We start from the raw sequence: 10,372 nt of genomic DNA, 5'->3' as shown, positions 1-10,372 counted from the left end.
CATATCATGAAGCAACGGTTCTGTTATTAATTTGATATTTTTGAGCAATAAAACTTATCTTATTATTTTTAACTTCTTGTACTATCATTTTTCTAAAATATGCTGTATATTTATTAAATTTTTGTCCTTTTCTTGCCATATAAAAATGCACCCCCTCTAAAAGTTTAGTAAAGTTCTTTTTTAATTTTACTTACTTTTTGGGGTGCAGTCTATATTTCACGTGCCCAACTATCATAATAATTTGTTTTTACTAAGTTAATATTACTATTTCCTAGCATTTTTTTAACTCGTAAATAATTCTGTTCATTAACAATCATTTGGACTGGTTCATAATTACTAATAATTTTAGCAACTAATGCAAAAATTTTTTGCGCGGGAAAAGCATTTTTCTGTCAATTATCTTTCATATATGGTCATATCATTCAAGTTTGTAAATGATTACTTGCTTCTGCTGGCAAATAAAACCCATCTTCTTGCGGAGTTGTTGTTAATAATTTACTCATTTTATAATTCCTCCGTTCTAAATAGCACCGACTATTTTATTAATAAAGAAAAATATAATTAAAAAATATTATTTGTTTTAAATAACAAATAATAATAAATGATTATTATTAAAAATCATTTTTAAACAAAAATTTTCAATATAGATATTTTTTTAATACATTTGATTTAAAATATTAATTTCAAAAAAAACTGGTGAAGATGACATAATTTGACTAATACTTGGGATACAACGTGTAATCATTTTTCCCTGAGGTTTTATAATTTACAAAGAACCTTAATTTTGTTTGTTAAAGCAAAATTTAAATTTAAACAAAGATTAAAAACTTCTGTTGCGGCAGTTGAATTAATAATTTTAAGTTTAAATTAATCTCATTCTTTTTCTAAATGTCTTTGATGATAATTAACCCGTAATTTATCAACTTGGATTTCATTTTGATATAAAATAATATCTGTCATTTCTGATTGTTTAATATAATTTGAACCTAAATCAGAAAAACATAATTGTAAATAATCAATTTCAAAAAGATTAACTGCCATTTCTTCACCAATTTTCCTCATATTATTATAACCTTATCATAAATACAATAAACTAGCAAATATCTTGTGTTAAAAATAAAGTTAAAATTATGTTATCAAATAGAGGGTAATTGTTTTTCTTAAAATTAATTAATACAAAAAAATACTTATTTTTGATTAATTGTAAATTTATAACAATTAAAGTAGTAATCCTTTTTAGTTAAACGACCCAACATCATAATCCTAGTTTTATTTTATAATATTTATTGCAAATATTTATCCATTAAAAAGTTTTTTCCACTTTTAGTTTATCATAATTTTGGGGTTAAAAAAAAAAAAAAAAAGGAAATATAATTTTCCTGAAAAAAATATTTTTTTAAACTTTATTAACAATTTGTTCATTAATTAAAATAATAAACTTATCAAAAGTAGTAGTAATTTGGTCTTCTTGTCCATAAATTCGATAAGTAATCATTTTTTTATCCCGTTCTTGGTCACCAATCACAATTTGATATGGAATTTTAGAAACTTGTGCTTCTCGAATTTTATAACTTAAACGCTCATCACGATCATCAATCATTGTACGTAATTTTAACTTTTTAAATTGCTGATGTAATTCATTAACATATTCCAAATGATGATCATTATTAACTGGGATTATGACAATTTGTTTTGGAGCTAATCAAAATGGTAAAACCCCTTTTGTTTGTTCTAATAAAATTGCGATAAAACGTTCATAAGTTCCAATTAAACCACGATGTAACATTACTGGTCTTGCTTTTGCTCCTGTTGCATCAATATAACTTAAATTAAATTTTTTTGGTAATAAAAAATCAAATTGTAGAGTTGAAACAGTAATTTCATGGTTTAATGCTGTCTTAATTTGAATGTCTAACTTTGGTCCATAAAACGATGCTTCGCCAATCATTGGCACATATGGAATTTTTAAATCATCTAATGCTTCTTGTAGCATTTGTTCAGCATGATTTCACATTTGATCATCATCATAATATTTTTCCTTATTTGCTGGATCACGTAATGACAATGAATAATAATCAACAGTAATTTTTAAATCTGTTAAAACTTCATCAATTAATTTAAAACAACATTTAAATTCTTCTTTTAACTGGTCATGACGTAAAAAGATGTGTGAATCAGTTAATTGCATCATTCGTACTCGCTCGAGTCCTGTTAAGCTTCCCGATGTCTCATAACGATGTAAAATGGCATGCTCAGCAATCCGTAATGGTAATTCACGATAACTACGTTGTTTATAATTATAGACAGCAATATGGTGCGGACATGCCATTGGCCGTAAAACACTAATTTCATTATCTTGTGCCATTGGTGCAAACATATTTTCTTGATAATGATCCCAATGACCAGAAATTTTATACATTTCACTAGTTCCAATAACTGGTGTATCAACCTCAATAAAATCATATTCTCATTCTTTTTCTCGGATATATTCTTGTAGTATTTTTTTTAATGCCATTCCATTTGGTAACCAAATTGGTAAACCAGGTCCAACTAATTTCTCAAAAGTAAAGATTTCTAAATCCCTTCCAATTTTACGATGATCGCGTTCTTTTCGCTCTTCATATGCTAATAATATTTGTTCAAATAATTCACGCGAAAAATGTGAACTTCCAGTTAATCGTTGCAACATTTTATTTTTAGCATCATCTTGTCAATACGCTCCTGCTAAACTTCAAAGTTTTAATACTTTAATATGTTTTAAAGTTGTAACTGGATAAGTATTTGGCAAATATAATTCATTGCCAAGTAAGTATCCGGCTTGTTCTGCCCCTGTTTCTAGACAAAAAGTTAATAAATAAGGATTATCCCTATATCATTTTTTTGCATCGGTCAGGGTCCCTAAAACAGGTGTAATAGCAAGATTATTATTAATTAATTTTGTTACTTCCTGTTCTAAAGCACTAAGATCGGTTTCTTTTAAATGTGGTTCAACATCAAAGTCAATTAAAAAGATATCATCTTGTACCACAATTTTAGCAATTTTAGCGGTTGGATGTAAATTAGTAATTGCTTTTGCTACTATTAATGCTGTTGTATTATGCAAAATTGATAAGGCTAGTGGTGATTTATCAGTAATAATTTCTAATTGCCCATCAGTTGTTACTAAATAGTCTAAACTACGAATTTGACCAGCAAAAACCCCACCAAAGGCAGCTTTCCCTAGACTTGATGCAATACTGCTAGCAATAGCATGAATTGTTTGTGGACTTTTAAATTCACGAACTTGCCCATCTGGTAATGTAATTTTAATCATTTGTAATCTTCCTTTCCTAAAAATAAAACTCGCTCCCAATATTATTAAAACAATAATACTAGGAGCGAGTTCTTCGCGGTACCATCCTAATTTAATTAGGATTTAACCTAATTTATCTTTCACACTTAATAACGAAAAGTGCTTAAACGTAAACTAACCGTTGTTACTAGTAATCTAATCGTTCTTTTATTAAGCTTCCATCATCCTTAACTTGCTGAGAAAAGAGGAAGATTAGACCATGGGTAACTAGTTTAATTATTTAATTGTAATTTCTTTAATTTCTTCGTTGCGCGCAAATAAAATTGTTGAACCAATTTTTGCTCCTCATTTTTTTGCAACTTCACAAATTGCTTTTTCATCTGTTTTAAATGCTTCATAATTATCAACTTTATTCATAAAAATTGAATGCCATGATCCAAAGGCAGTATACAATTCTGGCAGTGGACTAACTCCTAAAATTACTACATTCGGGCGGAATTTTGAAATTGTTTTTAATAATTCTCCGGTGTTTGAAACAACAACAGCATATTCATATTTTCCATCTTTACATTTATTTGCTAATTTTTTAGCAATATCAGCGCGTGGTCCTGTTGTTGAATTCATAGCATCTTCTAATTGCTTTTCATAATATAATTTTGAATAAAATTCATGCTCTGCTCGTTTATTAATCATTGCCATCGTATGAACAGTAATAAATGGATAGTCACCATTTGCTGATTCACCTGATAACATTGTTGCATCAGATCCTAATTCTGTTGCAAAATAAACATCAGTAACTTCTGCTCGTGTTGGCGATGGATTTTCTGTCATTGTTTCTAACATTTGTGTTGCAACAATAACAATTTTTCCTGCTTCACGACATTTACGAATAATAATTTTTTCTCAATATGGAACATCATAATAAGGAATTTCTAAACCTAAATCTCCCCGTGCAACCATAATTCCATCCGATGCGGCAATAATTTCATCAATATTATTAATTCCAATTTGTGATTCAATTTTAGCAATAATTTGAACATGTTCAGCTTTACACTCTTTTAATAATTTTCGAATTTCTTTGATATTACCAGCTGTGTTAACAAATGATGCTGCAAGATAATCAATTCCTTGTTCAACTCCAAATTTAATATCATTAATATCTTTTTCAGCTAAAAATGGTAATGTAAAGTCGACCCCCGGTAAATTAATTCGTTTATTTGTTTTAACAATATGATGGTTGAAAGCTTTTGTTTCAATAATTCCTGGCTTAACACCAGTAACATTTAACTGTAATTTCCCATCATCAACTAATACTACGTCAACAACTTTTAAGTCTTGTGACATATCATATGAAACAGTAATTTCCGTTCCAGTTCCTTCACGGCTTTGATATTCCTTTGGTAATGAATAAATTATAACTGTTGCACCAGCAACAATTTCTTGCTTCCCATCTTTCATTATTCCAACACGAATTTCTGGACCTTTCGTATCTAATAATACTGAAATTGGTTTACCAATTTTAGCACTAACTTCTCGTGCTCACACAATTCGCGCTCCTTGTTCAGCATGATCTCCATGTGAAAAGTTTAAGCGAATTGTGGTCATTCCTGCTTTAAACAGTTCTTCAAGGGCTCCCGCTGAATGGGTACTTGGCCCAATTGTTGTAATAATTTTTGTTCTTTTCATTTTCTCGTTAATATTAAAGTTATCCATTCTCTTGACAATCTCCTTCTAAAAATATTTTACCACCTTATTTTATCGTAAAATTATGATTTTTGATAAATATTCTGATTTAATTCATCAAATTTAGCTCAAATTTCTTTCCGTGATGGTCGTGGAATACTTAATGCTTCCATAATTGGACGAGCAATAATTTGATCACCGTGATTGCCAATTGCTAAACCACCTGCTCCCGCAATAATTTGTTCAACAGCAAATTGTGCCATTTGAAAAGCACGATAACGCTCCATTGCCGTTGGATTACCACCTCGTTGAGTATGTCCTAAAACTGTTGCACGGGTAATATAAGCACTTTTACTTTCAACTAATTTTGCTAATTTATGCACATCGGGATAAATCATTTCACTAACAACAACAATAACACTTCGTTTTTGTGCTTGATGTAATGTTGCAACCCGCTCAGCAATTTCTGTCTCAGATAAAGCAGCTTCGTTAATTGAAATAATATCTGCTCCACCAGCAATTCCAGCATATAAAGCAATATCACCACAGGCATGACCCATTACTTCCACAATTGAACAACGATTATGTGATTGCATTGTATCACGCAAGCGATCAATTGCTTCAACAACAATATTAATGGCAGTATCAAAACCAATCGTATAATCTGATGAAGTGATATCATTATCAATTGTTCCTGGTAAAGCAATACAATTAATTCCCATCTCTGTCAACCGTTGCGCTCCTCGATAACTGCCATCTCCACCAATAACTACTAATGCTGCAATTCCTTGTTTTTTTAAATTAGTAACAGCTTTTTCTCGTACCTTTGGGTCTTTAAATTCCGGTAAGCGTGCACTTCCAATCACAGTCCCCCCTAAACGCATAATACTATCCGCAAAATTATTATCAACAACTTCCATTCAATTATTAATTAATCCTAAATAACCATCACGAATAATATATGTTTCTAATCCTTTAGCATGTGCTGTTTTAATAAACCCTGCAATCGCCGCATTCATTCCTTGCGAATCACCACCAGATGTTAAAATTCCAATTTTTTTAAGCATGCTTTTTCTCCTTCTCTTTTGTTTCTTTCATCTTGTTTATATTAATTTTAGTTGATATTCTACGATTGTAAAGATTTTTTTAACTAAAAATCATAAAAAAACACTTTGTAAGTGTTTTTTTATTTTGTTCCAAATAAGAAAAAGTAATTCTTATTAACCTTCTGTAACTGTTAATTTTGCATTGAATTTAAATTGACCAGTAATTTTTGCTGAACTATCATTTGCTTTAACTGTTACTTCAACAGTTTTTGATGATAAATAGTTTCCCGTTGCACCATTATTTGTAATTGCAAATTCACTTGCTTCTACACCTGGTACTTTCGCTTTTATAGCAGCTAAAACAGCTTTTGCAAGATCTGTATCTTTATTAACTGCTTATAATTCATTAATAGTTGTCGCATTTGGATTCTTTGCTTTAATTTCTACAGTTTGTTCAGGCACTGTTACATCTGAAATATCTGCTTTTGTTACTTAAACATTTTTTGGTAAAGTTACTTTAATATATTCTGATTTACCAATAACAACGGTTTTATTTTTTGCTGGAGTAATTTGAACATATACATCAACTTTATCTGATCCTAAATCAACAGTATCTAATGCTTTACCTTTGTTGTCTGCATAAACTTCATATACAAAGTCAGTTGCTTGTGCTGTTTTTACAACACCTTCTACTGCTTTTAAAACATTAGAATCTAATGCTTTATTAATTTCTTCTTTTGTAACTTTTTTTACATCTGATACCTTTACAGTTGCGGGTGCTGCAATTGTTTTAACTCTTGATAAGTTGTTACTTTCAGTTTTGTTACATGCGATTACTGATGTTGTCCCCACAGCTGATACACCAAAAGCTGCTAAAATCGATAAAATTCTCTTCATTTCTTATATTTCCTTTCTCTATTAAGTAGTGTTTTTATAAAAGCAAATGTAATTAAAATTACATTGAATATATAAGAGAAAAATAACATTAATAATAATTATTAATTGCTTCTAACCTACTTTATACAATTTATATTTTTCTTTTTCTTTCCCTTATAGAAACAATTATACAATAAATATTTTTAAAGACAATAAATATTTCAAAAAAAAAAAAAAAAAAGATTTTTCAAATAAATTTTTTAATCTTTTTCTGTATTTTTAGCTTCTTTTGATTCAGAAACCGGTTCTTCGCTTACTTGTTGTTCACTAACTTTTAATTCTGGTTTGGTCTGTTCTGGAACAAATGGCATAATTTCTTGATTTAATAAATTAACATTATTAATCATAAATTGCCCTGCTTGACTTGCTAATGAAAAACGACATTTCTTTTTACTACGGGTTCCTTCGGTATGATAAATTACTAATTGATTTGTTTTATCATTGCGTTCAACACGAGTAATTTTTCGAATTAAAATTCGCTCCCCTAAAAAAGCAATTTCCTTTTCATCAATTCCAACAGCAATTAGTTGTAAAAATAAGAAAATATAAACTCCTACCCCAACTGTCAAGCCAAAAGCTAACACAATAATAATTAATGGTGCAGTTGTTGAGAAATCAATAACAAACTGGAATAAAAATCCAAGAATAAAAACTGGTAAATTAATTCCTAACACTGTAAATAGAATAATTAAAATTTTTTTATTAATAAAACGTGCTTTAAATTTTCGTTTTGTAAAACTAATTAAATAACCAATAATTGATAAACTAACTGCAACAAATAAAAATGCTGCCATCGAGATTGCAATTATTGTTCCTTTTTCAGTATTTTCCATTTTTAGGCTTTCCTTTCTATCAAAATGATTCTTATTTGCGAACTTGTGCCATTACTTCTGAAGCAAAATCAATTTCTTCTTTTTCAATTCCTTCGCCAACTTCATAACGAATCATATCAACAACATGAACATTATTTTCTTTTATAACATCACTAACTTTTTGATCAGGATTAACAACAAAAACTTGGTCTAAAAATGATATTTCTGCTAATTGTTTATTTAAACGCCCTTCAACCATTTTTTCTAAAATATTATCTGGTTTTCCAGCATTTTTTGGATCATTTTTTGCTTCAGCCGTTAAAATTGCTTTTTCACTATTTAAAAAATCCGTTGAAATATCATCACGTGAAATAAATTGTGGACGCATTGCCGAAACATGCATTGCTAATTGTTTTCCAATTGTTTCATCAATTTTACCACTAAAAGTTAAAACAGTTGCGATGCGATTATTAGAATGTAAATAAAATCCCATTGATTGATCTGCTTTTAAATGAATTATTTTAAAACGACGTAAGGTAATCTTTTCACCAATTGTTGCAATAGCATAAACAATAACAGTTTCTAATGATTCACCATTAACTGATATTTTTAATGCATCTTCCACAGTTTTCGGTTCATTATTAATTAAAGTTTCTCCTACGGTTGCCATTAAATCTAAAAATTGCTTATTTTTTGCAACAAAATCGGTTTCTGAATTAACTTCGAAAATAACTGTTTTATCACCTTTAGTTACTAAACCAACTAATCCTTCAGCAGCAACTCGATCAGATTTTTTGGCCGCTTTGGTAATTCCTTTTTCACGCAACCATGTAATTGCTTCTTCAATCTTTCCATCAGTAGCTTCTAATGCTTTTTTACAATCTAGCATTCCGGCTCCTGTTCTATCTCTTAATTCTTTTACTAATTGTGCAGTAACTGCCATTCTAATTCTCCTTTCAAATTTAAGGGTGCTTGTATTGAAACTAACCGGTTAATACAATTTAATTTTTATGTTATTTTTTTACTATTTTATTATCAACAATTGTTAAATGTTTACTTAATTCACTAACCATTTCAGTTTTTTTTGCTTTTGGTAAGGCAAATCCTTCGCTAAGAATTTCTAATTCATCAACTTTTAATTTTGATAATGTTTTTTCTAAATCATTATCAACTACATTAATTGTATCGAAATTAAAACTTGGTGGTGGAACTGGAACTGGTTCTTCTTTAACTGCGACAGGTTCTGCTACAGCAGGTGCCTCTTCTTTTCTTGAAGGTTGTACTTTATGTGCCGAATATGTTTCTTTTCCACGTTCATTTCTTCCACTCATTCTTCGATTATCATATTGCCCACCACGTGAATTACGATTGTCATCACCATCACGGCGCGTAAATTCATTTGGTTTAAATTGAGGTTCTGGCATTTTAATTCCCATTGCATCACCATATAAATTAGCAATATGATTAGTAATAATTGCAATTGAGCGTGAAGTATCATCATTTGCTGGAATAATATAGTCAATTGGGTCAGGGTCAACATTTGTATCACAAATAGCAATCACTGGAATTCGTAATTTGCGTGCTTCCCGAACGGCAATATGTTCCTCTTTTGGATCAACCACAAATAATGCTTGTGGTAATTCTTTCATTACTTTAATTCCACCTAAGAATTTTTCTAATTTATCTTTTTCTTTTTTAATTAACATTTGTTCTTTTTTTGGTAATAATTTTAATTCCCCATTTTTTTCTTGGCGTTCAATATTTCATAATCTTTTAACACGTAAATGAATTGTTTTTAAGTTTGTTAATGTTCCACCTAATCAACGTTGATTAACATAAAAACATTCGCAACGTTCCGCTGCATCCTTAACAATCCACTTGGCTTGTTTTTTTGTTCCAACAAATAAGATTTTTCCCTTACGCGCAGCAATACTTGCCATTAATTTTTTAACATCTTCTAATCTTCATAATGTTTTTTGTAGATCAATAATGTGAATCTTATTCTTTTCACCATAAATGTATGGTTTCATTTTTGGATTTCATCGTTTTGTTTGATGTCCAAATTGAGCACCAGCTTCTCATAACATTTCTCTTGTTAATTCTTTTGCCATATTTATATTTAATTCTCCTTTTCGTTAAAACATCCATTTATTTCTAACATTTACCACTATCTTATTAAAACAAATAGCACTGGGCAAATGAATCCATAAATGTGTATTGTATATAATTAATTTTATTGAATACAAGCAATTAAATTATAACATATTTTGTTTTAAACAAACAAATAAAAATGTTATTTATCAAAGATAAATAACATTTTTGGCTGTTCATTTGAATTCTGTTCATTTTTCTATTATTGTGTTTTAATTAAAAATTGTTTGTTTTTCAAGGTTTCATAATTTTTAATAAATTAAAAATAAGTAAATCAAAAACAATGCACAGTTTCAAATAACTGAGAATTATTTTTTTAATTTAAAATGCTTTTTAATTCAAATTGAATTGGAGGCATTTTTAATTTTAAAACCCTTCTATAATTATTATACTCAACAATATAATTATCTATCATATTTTTTAGCTCATTAAAATTTTTGTATTTTGTTATA

General features: G+C 29.0%; 10 protein-coding genes and 1 pseudogene. All 11 read right to left on the bottom strand.

Features of this window, described 5'->3' with window-relative positions; genetic code table 4:
• Positions 1–209: 209 nt before the first annotated feature.
• Complete coding sequence (locus D9R21_RS02335; RefSeq protein ID WP_241568683.1) at positions 210–503, bottom strand: agmatine deiminase family protein; 294 nt, start codon at positions 501–503, stop codon at positions 210–212.
• A 364-nt stretch (positions 504–867) separates the two neighbouring features.
• The gene (locus D9R21_RS08205) at positions 868–1,062 is read right to left on the bottom strand and encodes a hypothetical protein (protein WP_241568682.1); all 195 of its coding nucleotides are present in this window, start codon (positions 1,060–1,062) and stop codon (positions 868–870) included.
• A gap of 334 nt (positions 1,063–1,396) precedes the next feature.
• Positions 1,397–3,313 carry a threonine--tRNA ligase gene (thrS, locus tag D9R21_RS02325; RefSeq protein WP_126820938.1) on the bottom strand — a complete coding sequence of 639 codons (1,917 nt, stop codon included), beginning with the start codon at positions 3,311–3,313 and terminating at the stop codon, positions 1,397–1,399.
• A gap of 255 nt (positions 3,314–3,568) precedes the next feature.
• Complete coding sequence (gene pyk / locus D9R21_RS02320; protein WP_126820937.1) at positions 3,569–5,005, bottom strand: pyruvate kinase; 1,437 nt, start codon at positions 5,003–5,005, stop codon at positions 3,569–3,571.
• A gap of 53 nt (positions 5,006–5,058) precedes the next feature.
• The gene (pfkA, locus tag D9R21_RS02315) at positions 5,059–6,042 is read right to left on the bottom strand and encodes a 6-phosphofructokinase (protein WP_126820936.1); all 984 of its coding nucleotides are present in this window, start codon (positions 6,040–6,042) and stop codon (positions 5,059–5,061) included.
• 153 nt (positions 6,043–6,195) lie between these two features.
• Positions 6,196–6,402 (bottom strand): annotated as a pseudogene (locus tag D9R21_RS08200) (spiralin repeat-containing protein); the annotation flags it as partial.
• A 111-nt stretch (positions 6,403–6,513) separates the two neighbouring features.
• Positions 6,514–6,918, bottom strand: a complete 405-nt coding sequence (locus tag D9R21_RS08195) for a spiralin lipoprotein (protein ID WP_241568681.1) — start codon at positions 6,916–6,918, stop codon at positions 6,514–6,516.
• A 239-nt stretch (positions 6,919–7,157) separates the two neighbouring features.
• On the bottom strand, positions 7,158–7,790 hold the full coding sequence (locus D9R21_RS02305) for an MFS transporter (protein ID WP_126820935.1): 633 nt from the start codon (positions 7,788–7,790) through the stop codon (positions 7,158–7,160).
• Positions 7,791–7,821: 31 nt separating this feature from the next.
• Positions 7,822–8,712, bottom strand: a complete 891-nt coding sequence (tsf, locus tag D9R21_RS02300) for a translation elongation factor Ts (protein WP_126820934.1) — start codon at positions 8,710–8,712, stop codon at positions 7,822–7,824.
• A 70-nt stretch (positions 8,713–8,782) separates the two neighbouring features.
• On the bottom strand, positions 8,783–9,880 hold the full coding sequence (gene rpsB / locus D9R21_RS02295; RefSeq protein WP_126820933.1) for a 30S ribosomal protein S2: 1,098 nt from the start codon (positions 9,878–9,880) through the stop codon (positions 8,783–8,785).
• A gap of 356 nt (positions 9,881–10,236) precedes the next feature.
• A complete protein-coding gene (locus D9R21_RS08635; RefSeq protein ID WP_126820873.1) occupies positions 10,237–10,371 on the bottom strand; it encodes an IS3 family transposase in 135 nt (44 codons plus the stop codon).
• Position 10,372 lies beyond the last annotated feature (1 nt).

It is taken from the genome of Spiroplasma endosymbiont of Megaselia nigra, from assembly GCF_003987485.1.
Taxonomy (GTDB): domain Bacteria; phylum Bacillota_I; class Bacilli_A; order Mycoplasmatales; family Mycoplasmataceae; genus Spiroplasma.
This window is presented reverse-complemented; position numbering and strand designations above follow the sequence as displayed.